Source organism: Streptomyces sp. CBMA291 (assembly GCF_014596525.1).
GTDB lineage: Bacteria > Actinomycetota > Actinomycetes > Streptomycetales > Streptomycetaceae > Streptomyces.
Window position 1 is genome coordinate 55,970 of record NZ_MSJP01000058.1, and the last position, 19,377, is coordinate 75,346.

Below are 19,377 nucleotides of genomic sequence, written 5' to 3' on the forward strand. Positions count from 1 at the left end.
CCTGGATGATGGGGGGATGTTCCGCTTCCCCACCGTCCCCGCGCTCCGCCGTTGCGTGGACCGGTGGACGCTCACCCCCCGGACGCTCGACACGATCGCCGCGTTCAGCGCCTTCGGCCTGATGGGGCTCGACGTGCCGGGGCTCGCCCGCGCCGACAACTCCCTCACCGGGGTCACCGCCAGCCTGGTCCTGGCGGCCGGCGCGGCGACGCTGATGCTCCGGCGGCGACTGCCCTGGATATCCTTCGGCGTGGCGCTCGGCCTGATGGCCTGGCTGCACGAACTGACGATGATCCAGTTCACCCTCTACGCCCTCGGCCGCTACCGGGGCCGCCGCGCCGCCGTCGCCGCGACCCTGCTCTACGTCGCCGTCGCCTATGCCCTCTTCCAGACGCCCGGCTGGTCCCTCCGGCACGGCGACAGCCTCAGCGGCTTCCTGAGCCTGGTCGTCCCGATCGGGGTCCTCGCCTCGGGCGTCGGCGTCGCCGCGTACCGCCAGGACCTCGTCCGCGCCCTGGAGGTGCAGCGCCGCGAGGCCGCCGCCCGGCAGGCCGTCCAGGAGGAGCGGATCTCCGTCGGCCGGGACGTCCACGACCTGGTCGGCCGCGAACTGACCGTGCTCGCCGTCCGCGCCGAGGTCCTCGCCGTACGGGCCAGGGGGGAGGCGCACCAGCAGGACTTCGAGGAACTCGCGGACACCGCCCGGCGCGCGCACCTCATGCTCAACGAGACGATCGTGCGCCGCGCCGACCGGGACGCGGCCACCCCCGGGCTCGACGGGCTCACCGGACTCGCCGAGGAGAGCGAGCGGATGGGCAGCCCCGTGGACCTGGTCATCGCCCCCGGGGCCAAGGCCCTCTCGCCGCTACGGCAGGCGGCCGTGCACCGGGTCGTCCAGGAGTGCCTGACGAACGCGGCCAAGCACGCCCCCGGCCTGCCGGTCGCGGTCACCATCACCGTCGACGGCCGCCATCTGCGCACCGAGGTCCGCAACCCCCTGCCGAAGACCCCGCCGGACCGGGCGCCCGTCTCCACCGGCACGGGCCTGTTCTCCATGGAGGAACGGGTCACGAGCATGGGCGGCACACTCCACGCCCGCCGCGAGGGCGACACGTACGCGGTGACGGCCCTGCTGCCGACGGGACTGCCGCACTGAGAGACGACACGGGGGCCGACGGGGAGCCCGCCCCCCCCCCGCACTGCGAGACCCGTACGCGTAGTCCGGCGCTGGGAGGCCCGTACGCGCAGTCCCGCACTGGGAGTGCCCGTACGCGTGGTCCCGGGCCGGGAGTCCCGTACCGGCTCAGTCCCGCGCCGCGAGCCCCGTACCGGCGTAGTCCCCCACCGGGAGCCCCGCAGCCCGAAGCCCCCGCCGGGAGCCCCGTACCCGAAGCCCCCGCCGGGAGGCCCCCCTCAGCGCACCGTCTCCGCCTTCCCCAGCACCCGCTGGAGCGAGTCGAAGTCCTCCACGCAGCGGCCCGAGCCGAGGGCCACGCAGTCCAGGGGGTCGTCCGCGACGAAGACCGGGATGCCGGTCGCCGAGGCCAGGCGCAGATCGAGGCCCGGCAGCAGCGCGCCGCCGCCGGTCAGCACGATGCCGTGCTCCATGACGTCGCCGGACAGCTCGGGCGGGCACTCCTCAAGGGTCACCCGGACGGCCGCGATGATCGCCTCGATCGGCTCGTCGAGCGCCGCCCGGATCTCCGGCACCGTCAGCTCCACCGTGCGCGGCAGCCCGCTGACCTTCTCCCGGCCCCGCACGGTGAACGTGCGCAGCTCCGCCTCCTCGCCGCCGGGCACCGGCCACGCCGTACCGATCGCCACCTTCACGTCCTCGGCGGTCCGCTCGCCGATGTACAGGGAGTGCGTCTTGCGCACGTAGTCGGTGATCGCCGCGTCGAGCCGGTCGCCGCCCACCCGCAGGGACTGGGCCGTGACGATCCCGCCGAGCGAGATCACCGCCACCTCGGTCGTACCGCCGCCGATGTCGACGACCATCGAGCCGCGCGGGTCGGAGACGGGCAGTCCCGCGCCGATCGCCGCCGCCATCGGCTCCTCGATCAGATGGACCGCGCGGGCACCCGCCGAGAGCGAGGCGTGCACGATGGCCCGCCGCTCGACCTGCGTCACCCCGCTGGGCACGCACACCACCATCCGGGTGCGGGGCCTGCGCCGCCCGGGGACGGCCTTGCGCACGAAGTGCCGGATCATCTCCTCAGCCGCCTCGTAGTCGCTGATCACGCCGTCCCGCAGCGGCCGGACGGCGGTGATCGAGCCGGGCGTGCGCCCGATGGTCTCCTTCGCCTCCGTGCCGACCGCGAGCGCCTGCCGGGAGCCCTCCTGTACCGCCACCACGGACGGCTCGTTGAGCACGATGCCCCGCCCGCGCGCGTAGAGGAGCGTATTGGCCGTGCCGAGGTCGATCCCTATGTCCATGATCGCCAATTTTGCCCCCTCGCGGCGGCCGACGGCCGCCCGAAGGTCCCGAAACGGACGGGACCATGGTCCTGTCGCTCGTGTCACGGGGTCGCTCCGTAGACTGGGCCCGTGAGTGAGCCCCGCGACCCGTCCGACACGCCCGACGCGTTCGACGACATCGTCGACGCCGAAACCCATCGCGATCCCGACCTGGCGGTGATCGAGGCCGGCAGCCGCACCCTGCGCACCCAGGCCGGACCGCCGGCGGGCGACCCCGTGCCGAGCCGTCCCGAGGACCCCGAGCTGGACCGGGCGCTCCGCGAGGTCGAGACCGAACTGTCCACCCGCTGGGGCGAGACCAAGCTGGAGCCCTCGGTCACCCGGATCGCCGCCCTGATGGACGTCCTCGGCGAGCCGCAGCGCGCGTACCCCTCGATCCACATCACCGGCACCAACGGCAAGACGTCCACGGCCCGCATGATCGAGGCGCTGCTCGGCGCCTTCGAGCTGCGCACCGGCCGGTACACCTCGCCGCACGTGCAGACCATCACCGAGCGGATCAGCCTCGACGGCGCCCCGATCTCCGCCGAGCGCTTCATCGAGACGTACCAGGACATCAAGCCGTACGTGGAGCTGGTCGACGCCCGGGAGGAGTACCGCCTCTCCTTCTTCGAGGTCATCACCGCGATGGCGTACGCGGCCTTCGCCGACGCCCCGGTCGACGTGGCCGTCGTCGAGGTCGGCATGGGCGGCACCTGGGACGCGACCAACGTCATCGACGGGACCGTCGCCGTCGTCACCCCGATCGACCTCGACCACACCGACCGGCTCGGGAACACGACCGGCGAGATCGCCGGCGAGAAGGCCGGGATCATCAAGCAGGACGCGACCGTCATCCTGGCCCAGCAGCCGGTGGACGCGGCGCAGGTGCTGCTCAAGAAGGCCGTCGGGGCGGACGCCACCGTGGCCCGCGAGGGCATGGAGTTCGGCATCGTCTCCCGGGAGGTCGCCGTCGGCGGGCAGCTGCTCACCCTGCGCGGGCTCGGCGGCGAGTACGACAACCTCTTCCTGCCGCTGCACGGCGCCTACCAGGCGCACAACGCGGCCGTGGCGCTCGCCGCCGTCGAGGCCTTCTTCGGGATCGGCGCCCAGCACGTCAGGACCCTGGACGTGGACACCGTCCGGCAGGCCTTCGCCCGGGTCGCCTCGCCCGGCCGCCTGGAGATCGTCCGTTCCTCCCCGACCGTGATCCTGGATGCCGCGCACAACCCGCACGGCGCACGGGCCACCGCCGAGGGCATCGGCGAGGCCTTCGGCTTCTCCCGGCTCATCGGCGTGGTGTCGACCAGCGGCGACAAGGACGCCCGGGGCCTGCTCGAAGCCTTCGAGCCGATCTTCGCGGAGGTCGTGATCACCGCGAACTCCACCCCGAGGGCCACCGACGTGGACGCGCTCGCCGCGATCGCGGTCGAGGTCTTCGGCGAGGACCGGGTCGTCGTCGAGCCGAGGCTGCCCGACGCCATCGAGGCCGCCATCACCCTTGCCGAGGAGGACGCCGAGTACGGCGGCGCGGGCGTCCTTGTGACCGGTTCGATCTTCACGGTCGGCGATGCCCGGCTGCTGCTGCGAAGGGGCTGAACCCGATGCGTACGCTCTGTTCCTCGACGCTCATCGGCGAGTTCTTCGTCATCGGCTTCGCCGGTCTGGTGGCGATGAAGGACGACGGCATGTCCGGCTCCACCGTCTGGTGGGTCTGCGGCGTGGCCATGGTCCTCTCGGTGCTGCTGTGCGGGATGCTCGGCCGGCCGGGCGGGGTGCAGCTCGGCTGGGCCCTTCAGATCGGCCTGATCCTCAGTGGCTTCTTCGTCCCGACGATGTTCTTCCTCGGCGCGGTCTTCGCCGGTCTGTGGTGGGCCTCGGTGCACTACGGGCGCCGGATCGACGACATCAAGGCCCGCTGGGCCGAGTCGCACGCCGCCGGGGCCTCGGCAGGGCCTGACGCTGCGTAATCGAGGGACCTCCGGGGCCTGTAGCCTCGGAGGTCCCGCACATCGCTTTTCCGAAGGAGTTCCCCCGTGAGCCAGCGCACGCTCGTCCTGCTCAAGCCCGACGCCGTCCGCCGTGGCCTGGTCGGCGAGATCATCGGCCGTATCGAGCGCAAGGCCGGCTGGAGCCTGGCGGCCCTGGAGCTGCGCGAGCTGGACCAGGACACCCTGGAACTGCACTACGGCGAGCACAAGGGAAAGCCCTTCTACGAGCCGCTGATGGGCTTCATGGCCTCGGGCCCGATCGTCGCGCTCGTCGTCGAGGGCGAGCGGGTCATCGAGGGCGTCCGTCAGCTGGCGGGCCCGACGGACCCGATCGCCGCCGCGCCGGGCTCGATCCGGGGCGACTACGGGACCATCGTCCGGGAGAACCTGATCCACGCCTCCGACTCCGAGGAGTCGGCCCTCCGCGAGCTGAAGATCTTCTTCCCCGGTCTCGTCTGACCGCTGCTGACCGGGCGTCAGCCGAACGCAGGACCCTGGTGGGGCGACCGAAGGAATTTCGGTCGCCCCCCGGCATATGAAACGCGATCCCGGGAACGGATCGCCGCGTCCTTCCGTCCCCTGTACAGGGGACGGACCACCGCGCGGCAGCGTCGCGGGCGGCACTACGATGGAAAACTCCACGCCGCACCACTCTCAGCCATGGGAAACAAGGGGAACTCAATGTCGTTCATCGGCCGTGACATGGCTGTCGACCTCGGGACCGCCAACACGCTGGTGTACGTCAGAGGCCGGGGCATCGTTCTGAACGAGCCGTCCGTCGTCGCGATCAACACCAACACCGGTGGCATCCTCGCGGTCGGTGCCGAGGCGAAGAAGATGATCGGCCGGACCCCCGGCAACATCGTCGCGGTGCGTCCCCTGAAGGACGGCGTGATCGCCGACTTCGAGATCACCGAGCGGATGCTCCGCTACTTCATCCTCAAGATCCACAAGCGGCGTTACCTGGCCCGTCCCCGGGTCGTCGTCTGCGTGCCCTCCGGCATCACGGGCGTGGAGCGCCGTGCCGTCATCGAGGCCTCGACCCAGGCGGGCGCCCGTCAGGTGCACATCATCGAGGAGCCCATGGCGGCGGCCATCGGTGCGGGCCTCCCGGTCCACGAGGCCACCGGCAACATGGTCGTGGACATCGGCGGCGGCACCACCGAGGTCGCCGTGATCTCCCTCGGCGGAATCGTCACGGCACAGTCGATCCGGGTCGCGGGCGACGAGCTGGACAACGCGATCATCCAGCACATCAAGAAGGAGTACTCGCTCCTCCTCGGCGAGCGCACCGCCGAACAGATCAAGATCACCATCGGTTCGGCGTACGACCTCGAACAGGACGAGCACACCGAGATCCGGGGCCGCGACCTCGTCTCCGGGCTCCCCAAGACCGTCGTCATCTCCGCCGCCGAGGTCCGCAAGGCCATCGAGGAGCCGGTCAACGCGATCGTCGACGCGGTGAAGACCACCCTCGACAAGTGCCCGCCGGAGCTTTCCGGTGACGTCATGGACCGGGGCATCGTTCTCACCGGTGGCGGCGCCCTGCTCCGGGGTCTCGACGAGCGCCTCCGCCGCGAGACCGGGATGCCCATCCACATCGCCGAGGACCCGCTGGACTCGGTGGCCCTCGGCTCCGGCAAGTGCGTGGAGGAGTTCGAGGCCCTCCAGCAGGTGCTGGACGCCCAGCCGCGCCGCTGACGGACCCCGCCGGGCAGGACAACCGAACCACGAGGAAAGGCACGGCCGCCGCACGTGAGGGACACACGAGAGAGCCGTCTGCTCCTGGTGCTGCTGATCGTCATCGCGTTCGCACTGATCACGGTGGACATCCGGGGCGGCAAGGAGTCACCCGTCGACGGTGCCCGGCAGGCCGCGGCGGCGGTCTTCGGGCCCGTCGAGAACGGAGTGGCCGCCGCCGTCGACCCCATCGGCAACGCCATAGGAGCCGTACGGGACTCCGGCGAGCGGCACACCCGCATCGCCGCCCTGGAGAAGGAGAACGCCGAACTCAAGGCCCGGCTCGGCAGCGACGACCGCAACCGCAACCGGATCCGCGAGCTGGACGCCATGCTCAAGACGGCAGGCGCCGGACAGTACGGCATCAAGGGCGCGCAGGTCATCGCCATAGGAGCGGCCCAGGGCTTCTCCTGGACCGTCACCATCGACGTCGGCGCCCGGGACGGCATCGCCCGGGACATGACCGTGCTCAACGGCTCCGGGCTCGTCGGCCGGGTCACCACGGTCGGCCCCTCCACCTCCACGGTCCTCCTGGCCAACGACCCCGACTTCACCGTCGGCACCCGGATGGAGAAGTCCGACGAACTCGGCTTCGCCACCGGGCAGGGCGACCGGCCGCTGCTCGTCCAACTGCTCAACGGCAAGGCCAAGGTGAAGGCGGGCGACCGGCTCGTCACCTTCGGCTCGCGCGCCGACAAGCCGTTCGTGCCCGGCGTCCCGGTCGGCGAGGTCGTCCGCGTCGACCCCGCCGGAGGCGGTCTGACCCGCAACATCTACGTACGCCCGTACGTCGGCTTCACCAAGCTCGACATCGTCGGCGTGGTCGTCCAGGCGCCCCGCTCCGACCCGCGCGACATGGTCCTGCCGCAGAAGCCGAAGCCCGCGCCGACGGTGACGGTCACGGTGACGGCGACCCCGCCGGGGAACGCGCAGCCGCAGACCGCAGGGGAGCAGCCCCTCGGCCAGGACGGCGACCCGCAGGCCAAGCCGGACCTGCAGGCCCCGAAGCCGGATCCGCGGGCCCCGAAGCCGGACCCGCGGAACCAGAAGCCACCGCAGCCCCAGCCGAACCAGCAGCCACCGGGGAATCAGCAGGCCCCGCAGGACCAGCAGCCCCCGCAGGACCAGGAGGACGCGACACCGTGAAGTTCAACCGCATCCTCCTCTCCGGCACCCTGATCGTCGTCGCCATGGTCGTCCAGGTCTCCGTCCTGGCCCGGCTCCAGCTCCCCGGCGCCGTCCCCGACCTGGTCCTGCTGACCGTCGTCGGCCTCGCCCTGGTCTACGGACACGTCAGCGGCGCCCTCGTCGGCTTCGCCGCGGGCCTCCTCGCCGACCTCGCCCCGCCCGCCGACCACGCCGCCGGACGGTACGCCCTCGTGCTCTGCCTCGTCGGCTACCTCGTCGGCCTCGCCAGGCCCGAGAACGGCCGGCTGACCTCCGCGACCGGCCCGATGACCGTCGTCGTCGCCGCGGCCATCGGCTCCACCCTGCTGTACGCGGGTGTCGGCGCCCTCGTCGGCGACACCGCAGCCCGCCATGTCGGCCTGGGCTTCCTGCTGTTCACCGCGGCCCTCTACGACCTGCTCCTCGCGCCCTTCACGGTGCCGCTCATCATGGCGCTGGCCCGCCGCGCGGAGAACGATCCGCTCGCCGACGCGGGCGGCGGCAACGGCGCCGACGTCGCCTCCGGCTGGCTCTCCTCCGGCACCGGTCTGAGGATCGGCGGCCAGCGCGGCGGACTGCGCGTGAAGGCCGCCAAGGGCCGCGCCTCACGCGCCGGGCGCATCAAGGGAGTCAAGCGACTGTGACCGAGGGGGCACCGGCGGTATGAGCAACATCCCCGAGACAGGGCGGACCCCCCGGGTCCAGATCCGGCTCGTCATCATCCAGATCCTCGTCTTCTCGCTGCTGCTCACCCTGGGCGGACGGCTCTGGTACCTCCAGATCCGCAACGGCAAGGAGTACACGGACGAGGCGAAGAACAACCACGTCCAGCAGGTCGTCCAGCCCGCCGTGCGCGGCTCCCTCCTCGACGCGCGGGGCGTCCCGCTCGCCGACAACGAGACCCGGCTCGTGGTCTCCGCCTCCCGCACCGAGCTGATGAAGATGAAGGACCGGGGCAAGGGCGTCCTCACCCGCCTCGCAGGCGTCCTCGACATGCGGCCCGACGACGTCGTCAACAAGATCCGGCTCTGCGACGCCAAGACGCCCAAGCCCTGCTGGAACGGTTCGCCCTACCAGCCCATCCCGGTCACCGACGAGGCCACCACCCAGCAGGCCCTCCAGATCCGGGAGCGCGCCGAGGACTTCCCCGGCATCACCGCCGAGCCCACCGCCGTACGCCGCTACCCGGCCCCCGGCAAGGCCCGCACCTCCCAGGTGCTCGGCTACCTCTCGCCCGTCACGGACGAGGAGATCGCACGGGCCAAGAACAGCGAGTCGCCGTACCTCCGCTCCGACCAGGTCGGCCGCTCCGGGCTCGAACGCACCTACGACAAGCAGCTGCGCGGCAAGGCGGGCGTCACCCGCTACGAGGTCGACAACCTCGGCCGGGTCATCGGCCAGGCCAAGAGCGACCCCGCCGTGCCCGGCTCCAACGTCGTCACCTCCATCGACGCCCGCGTCCAGGCGGTCGCCGAGTGGGAGCTGAACAACGCCATGGTCGAGGCCCGCAAGACGTACGACAAGAACACCAGCGAGAACTACAAGGCCGACGCGGGCGCCGTCGTCGTCATGGAGACGAAGACCGGCCGGATCGTCGCCATGGCCTCACTGCCCGACTACGACCCCAACGCCTGGGTCGGCGGCATCTCCGCCAAGGACTACGCGACCCTCACCGGCAAGGACTCCAACCTCCCGCTCCTCAACCGGGCCATCCAGGGGCAGGCGGCCCCCGGCTCCATCTTCAAGGTCGTCCCGACCACCGCCGCCGTCAACGCCGGGTACGACTTCAACGGGCGCTACCCCTGCCCGTCCTCGTACTCCATCGGCAACCAGGTCTTCAAGAACTTCGAGTCCCAGGGCCACGGCAGCATCACCCTCGGCCAGGCCCTCGAAGTCTCCTGCGACACCGTCTACTACGCCCTCTCCCACCAGCAGTGGCAGAAGGACGGCGGCATGAAGCCGAAGAAGGACGCCAAGGACTGGTTCTACAAGACGGCCCATCAGTTCGGCCTCGGCGCCGAGACCGGCATCGACCTGCCCAACGAGGTCACCGGACGCGTCCCCGACCGCAAGTGGAAGCAGGACTTCTGGGCGGCCAACAAGGACTACTGGTGCCGCACCGGCAAGCGCGGCGGGACCTACGTCGAGCAGCTCTCGTACGAGAACTGCCTCGAAGGCAACCTGATGCGCGCCGGTGACTCCGTCAACTACTCCATCGGCCAGGGCGACACTCTCGTCACCCCCATCCAGATGGCCACCATCTACGCCGCCATCGCCAACGGCGGCACCCTGTGGAACCCGACCGTCGGCAAGGCGGTTGTCAGCCCCGACGGCAAGCAGGTCACCGAGATCGCGCCCAAGTCCCACGGCAAGCTCCCCATGGACGCCCGGACGCAGGTCCTGATAGAGGAGGCCCTCGCGGGAGTCGCGACCCGGGGCACCGCCGCCTGGCGATTCGGCGGCTGGCCGCAGGAGAAGATCCCGATGCACGCCAAGACGGGCACCGCCGAGGTCTACGGCAAGCAGACGACCTCGTGGTTCGCCACGTACACCAAGGACTACTCGATCGTCATGACGATCTCCCAGGGCGGCACCGGCTCCGGCGCCTCGGGACCCGCCGTGCGCAATATCTACGACGCGCTCTACGGACTCGACGACGCGGGCCACCAGGACCTCAAGAAGGCCCTGCTGCCCCAGCCGCAGCGCAGCCTGCCCCGGATCGAGACGGACGGCTCCATCGACGCCCCCGGGATCAAGCCCTACGACCCCGAGGCCCAGAAGGTCGACCCGGACGCGCCCCCGAAGGCCCCCGACGACACCCCGAAGGCCGACCCCACCAAGCCCGGCGGGCAGGAACTCGCGGGCCCGCCCGCCGCCTGGCGGAGGGACTGAACCATGACCACGCCCCACGGCTTCTCCGTCTCCCGGTACGCCCCCGAGCGCGGCACGCTCGCCAAGCTGGCCGCCCGCGACTCGGTGGTCCGCCGCCTCGACTGGCCGATACTGCTCTCCGCGCTCGCCCTCTCCGGCATCGGCGCCCTGCTCATCTGGTCCGCCACCCGGGGCCGTACCGAACTCAACAACGGCGACCCGTACTACTTCCTCTTCCGGCACCTGCTCAACACCGGCATCGGCGTCGCCCTGATGATCGCCACGGTCTGGCTCGGCCACCGCACCCTGCGCGGGGCCGTCCCCGTGCTCTACGGCCTCTCGATCGTGCTGATCCTCGCCGTCCTCACCCCGCTCGGCGCCACCATCAACGGCGCCCACGCGTGGATCGTCGTCGGCGGCGGCTTCTCCCTCCAGCCCAGCGAATTCGTCAAGATCACGATCATCCTGGGCATGGCGATGCTGCTCGCCTCCAAGGTCGACGCGGGCGACCAGCTCCACCCCGACCACCTCACCGTCGCCAAGGCCCTCGGCCTCGCCGCCCTCCCCATGGGCATCGTCATGCTGATGCCCGACCTCGGCTCGGTCATGGTCATGGCCGTCATCGTGCTCGGCGTCCTGCTCGCCTCCGGCGCCTCCCACCGCTGGGTCCTCGGACTCATCGGAGCGGCCGTCGCCGGAGCCGTCCTCGTCACCGCCCTCGGCATGCTCGACGAGTACCAGATCAACCGGTTCGCCGCCTTCGCCAACCCCGACCTCGACCCCTCCGGCGTCGGCTACAACACCAACCAGGCCCGCATCGCGATCGGCTCCGGCGGCCTCCTCGGCGCCGGACTCTTCAAGGGCTCCCAGACCACCGGCCAGTTCGTCCCCGAGCAGCAGACCGACTTCGTCTTCACCGTCGCGGGCGAGGAACTCGGCTTCGTCGGCGCCGGACTCATCCTCGTCCTCCTCGGCGTCGTCCTCTGGCGCGCCTGCCGCATCGCCCGCGAGACCACCGAGCTGTACGGCACCGTCGTCGCCGCGGGCATCATCGCCTGGTTCGCCTTCCAGGCCTTCGAGAACATCGGCATGACCCTCGGCATCATGCCGGTCGCGGGCCTGCCCCTGCCGTTCGTCTCCTACGGCGGCTCGTCGATGTTCGCCGTCTGGGTCGCGATCGGACTCCTCCAGTCGATCCGCGTCCAGCGCCCCATGACGGCCTGAAATCGCCCCCCTCGGGCACCGCGCCGCCCGGCTCCACCCGGCGCGGTGCCCCCGGCAGGCCTAGATTCGAAGCATGGCCGAGACCACACGCGAGATCGAGCGTAAGTACGAAGCCACTCCGGGGACCCCCCTGCCCGACCTCACCCGGATCAAGGGAGTCGCCGAGGTCGTCCACCGGGGCACCAGGACACTCGACGCCGTCTACCACGACACCCCCGGACTGCGCCTCGCCGCCGAAGGACTCACCCTCCGCCGCCGCACCGGCGGCCCCGACGCCGGCTGGCACCTCAAGTTCCCCGTCGCCCCCGGCGTCCGCGACGAACTCGGGGCCCCGCTCGCCGACACCCTCCCCGAGGAGTTCGCCGCCCTCCTGCGCTCCCGGCTCCGCGGCGCCCCCACCGTCCCCGTCGTCCGGCTCCGCACCACCCGGGACGTCCGCCTGCTCCACGCCGCCGACGGCACCCGGCTCGCCGAACTCTCCGTCGACACCGTCCACGCCGAACGCCTGCCCGAAGGACCGGCCGCCCACTGGACCGAGATCGAGGTCGAACTCGCCGAAGGCACCGACCCCGCCCTCCTCGACGCCCTCGGCACCCGGCTCCGCAAGGCGGGCATCCGCCCCTCCGCCGCCCCCTCCAAACTCGCCAGGGCCCTCGCCGAGACCGGACGGCCCCCCGCCGCCCCCGCCCCGGCCCCCGGCCCGCCCGGCACCGCGGGAGCCGTCGTCCTCGCGTACGTCCGCGAACAGACCGACGCGATCGTCGCCCTCGACCCCGCCGTCCGCCGCGACCTGCCCGACGCCGTCCACCGCATGCGGGTCGCCTGCCGACGCCTGCGCGGCACCTTCCGCACCTACCGCCGGGTCCTCGACCGGGACGTCACCGACCACCTCGCCGGGGAACTGAGATGGCTCGCCCGCGAACTCGGCGCCGCCCGCGACCGGGAAGTCCTCGACGCCCGCCTGCGCGCCCGCGTCACCGCCCTGCCCCGCCCCCTCGTCCGGGGCCCCGTCAAGGCCCGGCTGCGCCACCACGCCGCCACCGGCCGCCAGGACGCCCGCCGCCGCGTCCTCGCCGCCCTCGACTCCGCCCGCCACCTCGCCCTCCTCGACTCCCTCGCCGCCCTCCACACCCACCCGCCACTGCGGAAGGCCGCCCACCGGAAAGCCCCGAAGGTCCTCGCCCGCGCCCTCGCCGAAGACCACGCCCGCCTCGCCGAGCGGGTCGGCCACGCCCTCGCCCTCGACCCCGGCAAGGAACGCGACCTCGCCCTCCACGAGGCCCGCAAGGCCGCCAAACGCACCCGCTACGCCGCCGAAGCCGCCCGCCCCGCCCTCGGAAAACCCGCGAAACGGATGGCGAAACGAGTCAAGGCCGTCCAGTCCCTCCTCGGCGAACACCAGGACGCCGTCGTCGCCCGCCGGGCCCTGCGCGGCCTCGGCGCCGAGGCCGACGCCGCCGGGGAACCCTCCTTCACCTGGGGACTTCTCCACGGACACGAGGAGAGCGCCGCCGACCGCGCCGAGCGGGAGCTGCCCCGGGTCTGGTCCCGCGCCGGGGCCACCGGGATCGAGGCGGCTTTCAGGCCCTGAGCACCGGGTTACGCTTGATAGTCGCCCCCTGCCAGCTCACGAAGGTCGCGAGATGCCTGCCGAGTCCGTCTTTCCTCAGCTTGAGGCCTTGCTCCCGCACGTACAGAAACCGATCCAGTACGTCGGCGGCGAGCTCAACTCGACCGTCAAGGACTGGGACGAGTGTGACGTCCGCTGGGCGCTGATGTACCCGGACGCGTACGAGGTCGGCCTGCCCAACCAGGGCGTCATGATCCTGTACGAGGTACTCAACGAGCGCGCGGGCGTGCTCGCCGAGCGCACCTACAGCGTCTGGCCCGACCTCGAAGAACTGATGCGCGAGCACAAGGTGCCGCAGTTCACCGTCGACAGCCACCGCCCGGTCTCCGCCTTCGACGTGTTCGGTCTGTCCTTCTCCACCGAGCTGGGCTACACCAACATGCTCACCGCCCTCGACCTCGCGGGCATCCCGCTGGAGGCCAAGGACCGGACGGTCGACCACCCCATCGTGCTCGCGGGCGGCCACGCGGCCTTCAACCCCGAGCCGATCGCGGCCTTCATCGACGCGGCGATCATCGGCGACGGCGAGCAGGCCGTGCTCGACATGACCGAGATCATCCGCACCTGGAAGGCGGAGGGCAGGCCCGGCGGCCGCGAGGAGGTCCTCTTCCGCCTCGCGAAGACCGGCAACGTCTACATCCCGCGCTTCTACGACGTCGAGTACCTGCCCGACGGGCGCATCGGGCGCGTCGTACCCAACAAGTCCGGTGTGCCGTGGCGCGTCTCCAAGCACACCGTCATGGACCTCGACGAGTGGCCCTACCCCAAGCAGCCCCTCGTCCCGCTCGCGGAGACCGTCCACGAGCGCATGTCCGTCGAGATCTTCCGCGGCTGCACCCGCGGCTGCCGTTTCTGCCAGGCCGGCATGATCACGCGCCCCGTGCGGGAGCGAAGCATCACCGGCATCGGCGAGATGGTCGACCGCGGTCTCAAGGCGACCGGCTTCGAGGAGGTCGGCCTCCTCTCGCTCTCCTCGGCGGACCACACCGAGATCGGCGAGATCGCCAAGGGCCTCGCCGACCGCTACACCGAGGACAAGGTCGGCCTCTCGCTGCCCTCCACCCGCGTCGACGCCTTCAACGTCGACCTGGCCAACGAGCTGACCAGGAACGGACGCCGCTCCGGCCTCACCTTCGCCCCCGAAGGCGGCTCCGAGCGCATGCGCAAGGTCATCAACAAGATGGTCTCGGAGGAGGACCTCATCCGGACCGTCTCCACCGCGTACGGCAACGGCTGGCGCCAGGTGAAGCTGTACTTCATGTGCGGCCTGCCGACGGAGACCGACGAGGACGTCCTCCAGATCGCCGACATGGCGATGAACGTGATCGCCGAGGGCCGCAAGGTCTCCGGCCAGAACGACATCCGCTGCACCGTCTCCATCGGCGGCTTCGTCCCCAAGCCGCACACCCCCTTCCAGTGGGCGCCGCAGCTCTCCGCCGAGGAGACCGACGAGCGGCTGCGCAAGCTCCGCGACAAGATCCGCGGCGACAAGAAGTACGGCCGCTCCATCGGCTTCCGCTACCACGACGGCAAGCCCGGCATCGTCGAGGGCCTGCTCTCCCGGGGCGACCGCCGCATCGGCGCCGTGATCCGCGCGGTCTACGAGGACGGCGGCCGCTTCGACGGCTGGCGCGAGCACTTCTCGTACGACCGCTGGATGGCCTGCGCCGAGAAGACCCTGCCCGAGTACGGCGTGGACGTCGCCTGGTACACCACCCGCGAGCGCACCTACGAGGAGGTCCTGCCCTGGGACCACCTCGACTCCGGTCTCGACAAGGACTGGCTCTGGGAGGACTGGCAGGACGCCCTCGACGAGACCGAGGTCGAGGACTGCCGCTGGACCCCGTGCTTCGACTGCGGTGTCTGCCCGCAGATGGACACCCACATCCAGGTCGGCCCCACCGGCAAGAAGCTGCTGCCGCTGACCGTGGTCAAGTAGCCGGACGGCGCGCCGACGACGGCCCGGCGCGGGGGAGACCCCGCGCCGGGCCGTCGCGTGTTCCCGGCCGCGCCACCCCTGGCGAGCGCTCCGCACCCGGCCCGGGGAACCATGGGTGGTCCGGGCGCGTACTCTGGGTAGTACAACGAGGCCCCGGAGCGGCGCCCCGCCCCCGAGATCTCCCCGCGCGAGCGGGGGTGAACCGGGCGGGCCCCCAGGGGCACCCGCACATCTCGTGGACGGCGTCACCCACGCCGCCCCGCACCGAGGAGAAGAACCACTGGGCAAGCGACAGCCCGAAGGCCCGCCGCCCGCACCGGCGGTGCAGCGCATCCGACTGCGCTACACCAAGCGCGGCCGCCTCCGGTTCACCAGCCACCGTGACTTCCAACGCGCCTTCGAGCGCGCCCTGCGCCGTGCCGAGGTGCCCATGGCGTACTCGGCCGGCTTCACCCCGCACCCCAAGGTGTCGTACGCCAACGCGGCCCCCACGGGTACCGGCTCCGAGGCCGAGTACCTGGAGATCGCGCTCACCGAGGCACGGGACCCGGAGACCCTGCGGGCCCTGCTCGACGAGTCGCTCCCGGCGGGCCTCGACATCACCGACGCCGTCGAGGCCCGCACCTCGGGCCTCGCCGACCGGCTCACCGCCTCCGTGTGGGAGCTGCGCCTCGAAGGCGTCACCGTCGAGGACGCCGAGCGGGCCGTCGGCACGTTCCTCGCGGCCGAGACCGTGGAAGTACAGCGCAAGACGAAGAACGGCATCCGTACCTTCGACACGCGTTCCGCGGTCACCGAGCTGACGGCAGCGCGTCCCCAGGGCGATTCCCCGGGTGATGGGCCGCTGGACAGCGCCTGTGCGATACTGCGGCTGGTTGTTCGGCACGTGACACCTGCCGTGCGACCCGACGACGTCCTGTCCGGTCTCCGAGCTGTGGCCGACCTGGCGCCGCCGGTCCCCGCTGCGGTGACCAGGCTGGCGCAGGGGCTCTTCGACGAGGAGTCCGGCACGGTGACCGACCCGCTCGCGCCCGACCGCGAGGCAGTCACAGCGACGGCCGACAAGGCCGCCACGACCGCCTCAGCGACGGCGCAGGGTGCGGGGACCGCGTAAGGAGCGGTCGTCGTAGCGCAGCCCTGGTACTCGGGAGCCACCTGGGTCGGGCCGCGCACTGACCAGGAGACTTTCGCCAGGCCGTCCGCACAGGGCGTACGGAACCGGCGAGCCAGACATCAAGCTCCCGTGCGGCGCCCGCGCCCCGGACGGCGGCACCGCGCCCCAGGCGCGACCGTGCCGCCGGACCGGAACCAGACGCGGCGCCCGGGAGCGTGACGGGAGAACCGCCCGCATGCTCGAGTCCAACGAAGACACCAATGCCACCGCAGGTGACAAGCTGCCGCCGCGCCGCAGGCGCCGCGCCGCTTCCCGCCCCGCCGGTCCGCCGGTGACGGGCACCACCGCCGAATCCACCGAGTCCGCCGAGACCCCGGCCGCCGAAGCCGCTCCGGCCGCTCCGGCCGTCGAGGAGACCGCCGCGCCCGCGCCGCGTACCCGTCGGCGCGCCACCCGTAAGGCCGCCACGCCCGAGCCGGTCGCCGAGACCGCGCCCGTCGCCGAGGCCGCCCCGGAGCAGGCCGCCGAGCCCGAGGCCCCGGCCGCCGAGCCCGCCGCCCCCCGCGGCCGCGGCCGCCGCCGTGCGACCTCCCCGCAGTTCACCTCCGAGCCCGCCCCGGCCCGCGAGTCGCGCCGTGCCGCGCGTCCCTCCGTCGCCGTGTTCCAGGCCCCGGTCTTCACCGAGCCGATGTTCCAGACCCTGGAGAGCGCCGCGGCGGCCGCCGCTGCCCACGTCGCCGACCCGGAGACGGAGGAACTCGACGACGACACCGAGGTGGTCGAGGCCGTCGAGGTCACCGAGGTCACCGAGGTCGTCGAGGCCCCGGAGCCCGCCGAGCGCGCCGAGAGCGGCTCCCGTCGCCGTCGCCGCCGCCGTGGCGAGTCCGTCGCCGTCGAGCCCGTCCCGGCCACCGTCGCCGACGAGCCCGAGGTCGAGGCCGTCGCCGACGACCTCGACGAGGCCGACGAGACCGGTGAGGCCGACGAGACGGACGAGTACGGGGACCGTCCCTCCCGCCGTCGCCGTCGGGGCGGCCGTCGCCGTCGCCGCGGCGAGCTGTCCGAGGCCGAGGAGCACGAGGACGGCGAGGAGCCCGGCTCCCACGAGGCCGACGCCGAGAGCGACGAGCACGACGAGGAGCACGAGGAGGCCGAGGCCTACGCCGGCGGCTCCAGCAGCTCCCGTCGCCGTCGTCGCCGCCGTCGTCGCAGCGACGCCGCCGCCGAGGTCGAGGGCACCGAGGACGAAGGCGTCCGCACGGTCGTCAAGGTCCGCGAGCCCCGCCCGGCCCGTGAGAAGCCCGAGCCCGGAACCGGCGCCGACGAGGTCCAGTCCATCAAGGGCTCGACCCGTCTGGAGGCCAAGAAGCAGCGCCGCCGCGAGGGCCGCGAGCAGGGCCGCCGCCGCGTCCCGATCATCACCGAGGCCGAGTTCCTGGCCCGCCGCGAGGCCGTCGAGCGCGTCATGGTCGTCCGCCAGAGCGGCGAGCGCACCCAGATCGGCGTCCTTGAGGACAACGTGCTCGTCGAGCACTACGTCAACAAGGAGCAGGCCACCTCGTACGTCGGCAACGTCTACCTGGGCAAGGTCCAGAACGTCCTGCCGTCGATGGAGGCCGCCTTCGTCGACATCGGCAAGGGCCGCAACGCCGTCCTGTACGCGGGCGAGGTCAACTTCGAGGCGCTCGGCATGGGCAACGGCCCGCGCCGCATCGAGGCCGCCCTCAAGTCCGGCCAGTCGGTCCTCGTGCAGGTCACCAAGGACCCGATCGGCCACAAGGGCGCCCGTCTGACCAGCCAGGTCTCCCTGCCCGGCCGCTACCTGGTCTACGTGCCCGAGGGCTCGATGACCGGCATCAGCCGCAAGCTCCCGGACACCGAGCGCGCCCGCCTCAAGACCATCCTCAAGAAGATCGTCCCCGAGGACGCGGGCGTCATCGTGCGCACCGCCGCCGAAGGCGCGAGCGAGGACGAGCTGCGCCGTGACGTCGAGCGCCTCCAGGCGCAGTGGGCCGACATCCAGAAGAAGGCCCAGCAGATCTCGACGTCCTCGCCGTCGCTGCTGTACGGCGAGCCGGACATGACCGTCCGGGTCGTCCGCGACATCTTCAACGAGGACTTCTCCAAGGTCATCGTCAGCGGCGACGAGGCCTGGGAGACCATCCACGGCTACGTCTCGCACGTCGCGCCCGACCTGGCCGACCGTCTCTCGCGGTGGACCAGCGAGGTCGACGTCTTCGCCACGTACCGGATCGACGAGCAGCTGGCGAAGGCCCTGGACCGCAAGGTCTGGCTGCCGTCCGGCGGCTCGCTGGTGATCGACAAGACCGAGGCGATGATCGTCGTCGACGTCAACACCGGCAAGTTCACCGGCCAGGGCGGCAACCTCGAAGAGACCGTGACCAGGAACAACCTGGAGGCGGCCGAGGAGATCGTGCGCCAGCTGCGGCTGCGCGACCTGGGCGGCATCGTCGTCATCGACTTCATCGACATGGTCCTGGAGTCCAACCGCGACCTGGTGCTGCGCCGCCTCCTGGAGTGCCTGGGCCGGGACCGCACCAAGCACCAGGTGGCCGAGGTCACCTCGCTCGGCCTGGTCCAGATGACCCGCAAGCGGGTGGGCCAGGGCCTTCTGGAGTCCTTCTCCGAGACCTGTGTCCACTGCAACGGGCGCGGTGTCATCGTGCACATGGAGCAGCCGACCACCGCCGGTGGCGGGGGCGGCGGCAAGCGGGCGAAGAAGCGCGGCCGAGGCGGCGCCGAGCACGCCCACGACACCCACGAGCACGAGACGGCCCACGAGCACGAGACCGGCGTCGAGCACGAGACCGGCATCGAGGCTCCGGCCGAGACCGAGGCCGAGACCGAGGCCGAGATCGCGGCCGAGCTGGCCGCTCCGATCGCGCTGCCCGAGCCGATCGCCCCGGACGAGGAGCTGTACGGCTCCGTCGCCGAGGCGGAGGCCGCCGCCACGCGTGGCCGGGGCCGTCGTCGCGCCACCCGCCGGGTGACCGCGCCGGCCGCCGCGCGTCCGACGGTCGTGGAGACCGACGCCGTGGTGTTCGAGGCGAAGGAGCCGGCCGCCCCGGCCGCTCCCGAGCCGGTCGCTCCCGCCCAGGCCGCTCCCGAGGCCGTCGCCGAGCCGGTGGCCGCCCCGGTCGCGGAGCCCGTGGCCGAGGAGGCTCCGGCCCCCCGGACCCGTCGTCGGGCCACCCGCCGCGCGACCTCCCCGGTCGTCTCGACC

13 protein-coding genes and 1 pseudogene are annotated in these 19,377 nt (G+C 72.1%); 13 read left to right on the plus strand and 1 reads right to left on the minus strand.

What is annotated here, in order from left to right; translation table 11 throughout:
- Positions 1-16: 16 nt before the first annotated feature.
- Positions 17-1,156, plus strand: coding sequence for a sensor histidine kinase (locus BU197_RS15395; RefSeq protein WP_188268853.1), 1,140 nt, complete (start codon positions 17-19; stop codon positions 1,154-1,156).
- A 257-nt stretch (positions 1,157-1,413) separates the two neighbouring features.
- Here the strand turns inward: BU197_RS15395 and BU197_RS15400 are convergent, their stop codons facing one another.
- Positions 1,414-2,436: a rod shape-determining protein gene (locus tag BU197_RS15400; protein ID WP_188268854.1), complete on the minus strand. Its 1,023-nt coding sequence runs from the start codon at positions 2,434-2,436 to the stop codon at positions 1,414-1,416.
- A 111-nt stretch (positions 2,437-2,547) separates the two neighbouring features.
- On the opposite strand from BU197_RS15400, the gene folC reads away from it, so the two are divergent.
- The 12 genes and pseudogenes from folC to BU197_RS15460 all read left to right on the plus strand — a co-directional run.
- Complete coding sequence (folC, locus tag BU197_RS15405) at positions 2,548-4,056, plus strand: bifunctional tetrahydrofolate synthase/dihydrofolate synthase (protein ID WP_188268855.1); 1,509 nt, start codon at positions 2,548-2,550, stop codon at positions 4,054-4,056.
- A 5-nt stretch (positions 4,057-4,061) separates the two neighbouring features.
- The gene (locus BU197_RS15410) at positions 4,062-4,427 is read left to right on the plus strand and encodes a DUF4233 domain-containing protein (RefSeq protein ID WP_188268856.1); all 366 of its coding nucleotides are present in this window, start codon (positions 4,062-4,064) and stop codon (positions 4,425-4,427) included.
- Between the two features lie 66 nt (positions 4,428-4,493).
- Positions 4,494-4,907: a nucleoside-diphosphate kinase gene (gene ndk, locus BU197_RS15415; protein ID WP_188268857.1), complete on the plus strand. Its 414-nt coding sequence runs from the start codon at positions 4,494-4,496 to the stop codon at positions 4,905-4,907.
- A gap of 222 nt (positions 4,908-5,129) precedes the next feature.
- Entirely contained in the window at positions 5,130-6,149 is a 1,020-nt protein-coding gene (locus BU197_RS15420) for a rod shape-determining protein (RefSeq protein WP_188268858.1), read from the plus strand.
- A gap of 54 nt (positions 6,150-6,203) precedes the next feature.
- On the plus strand, positions 6,204-7,334 hold the full coding sequence (gene mreC, locus BU197_RS15425) for a rod shape-determining protein MreC (protein ID WP_317452179.1): 1,131 nt from the start codon (positions 6,204-6,206) through the stop codon (positions 7,332-7,334).
- A complete protein-coding gene (mreD, locus tag BU197_RS15430) occupies positions 7,331-7,999 on the plus strand; it encodes a rod shape-determining protein MreD (protein ID WP_188268859.1) in 669 nt (222 codons plus the stop codon). The genes mreC and mreD overlap by 4 nt, the downstream gene beginning before the upstream one ends.
- Positions 8,000-8,018: 19 nt before the next feature.
- Positions 8,019-10,247: a penicillin-binding protein 2 gene (gene mrdA, locus BU197_RS15435; protein WP_188268860.1), complete on the plus strand. Its 2,229-nt coding sequence runs from the start codon at positions 8,019-8,021 to the stop codon at positions 10,245-10,247.
- A 3-nt stretch (positions 10,248-10,250) separates the two neighbouring features.
- On the plus strand, positions 10,251-11,450 hold the full coding sequence (rodA, locus tag BU197_RS15440; protein WP_188268861.1) for a rod shape-determining protein RodA: 1,200 nt from the start codon (positions 10,251-10,253) through the stop codon (positions 11,448-11,450).
- Positions 11,451-11,523: 73 nt separating this feature from the next.
- Positions 11,524-13,041, plus strand: a complete 1,518-nt coding sequence (locus BU197_RS15445; protein WP_188268862.1) for a CYTH and CHAD domain-containing protein — start codon at positions 11,524-11,526, stop codon at positions 13,039-13,041.
- 52 nt (positions 13,042-13,093) lie between these two features.
- On the plus strand, positions 13,094-15,019 hold the full coding sequence (locus tag BU197_RS15450; RefSeq protein ID WP_188268863.1) for a TIGR03960 family B12-binding radical SAM protein: 1,926 nt from the start codon (positions 13,094-13,096) through the stop codon (positions 15,017-15,019).
- 322 nt (positions 15,020-15,341) lie between these two features.
- The gene (locus BU197_RS15455) at positions 15,342-16,133 is read left to right on the plus strand and encodes a TIGR03936 family radical SAM-associated protein (protein WP_188268867.1); all 792 of its coding nucleotides are present in this window, start codon (positions 15,342-15,344) and stop codon (positions 16,131-16,133) included.
- Positions 16,134-16,234: 101 nt separating this feature from the next.
- Positions 16,235-19,377: pseudogene (locus BU197_RS15460) on the plus strand (Rne/Rng family ribonuclease); the annotation flags it as partial.

What these genes read in the sequence shown, in the direction of transcription:
- BU197_RS15395 (WP_188268853.1), top strand. Translation starts at nt 17, where the DNA reads ATGTTCCGCTTCCCCACCGTCCCCGCGCTCCGCCGTTGCGTGGACCGG.
- BU197_RS15400 (WP_188268854.1), bottom strand. Translation starts at nt 2,436, where the DNA reads ATGGACATAGGGATCGACCTCGGCACGGCCAATACGCTCCTCTACGCG.
- BU197_RS15410 (WP_188268856.1), top strand. Translation starts at nt 4,062, where the DNA reads ATGCGTACGCTCTGTTCCTCGACGCTCATCGGCGAGTTCTTCGTCATC.
- BU197_RS15420 (WP_188268858.1), top strand. Translation starts at nt 5,130, where the DNA reads ATGTCGTTCATCGGCCGTGACATGGCTGTCGACCTCGGGACCGCCAAC.
- mrdA (WP_188268860.1), top strand. Translation starts at nt 8,019, where the DNA reads ATGAGCAACATCCCCGAGACAGGGCGGACCCCCCGGGTCCAGATCCGG.
- rodA (WP_188268861.1), top strand. Translation starts at nt 10,251, where the DNA reads ATGACCACGCCCCACGGCTTCTCCGTCTCCCGGTACGCCCCCGAGCGC.
- BU197_RS15445 (WP_188268862.1), top strand. Translation starts at nt 11,524, where the DNA reads ATGGCCGAGACCACACGCGAGATCGAGCGTAAGTACGAAGCCACTCCG.
- BU197_RS15450 (WP_188268863.1), top strand. Translation starts at nt 13,094, where the DNA reads ATGCCTGCCGAGTCCGTCTTTCCTCAGCTTGAGGCCTTGCTCCCGCAC.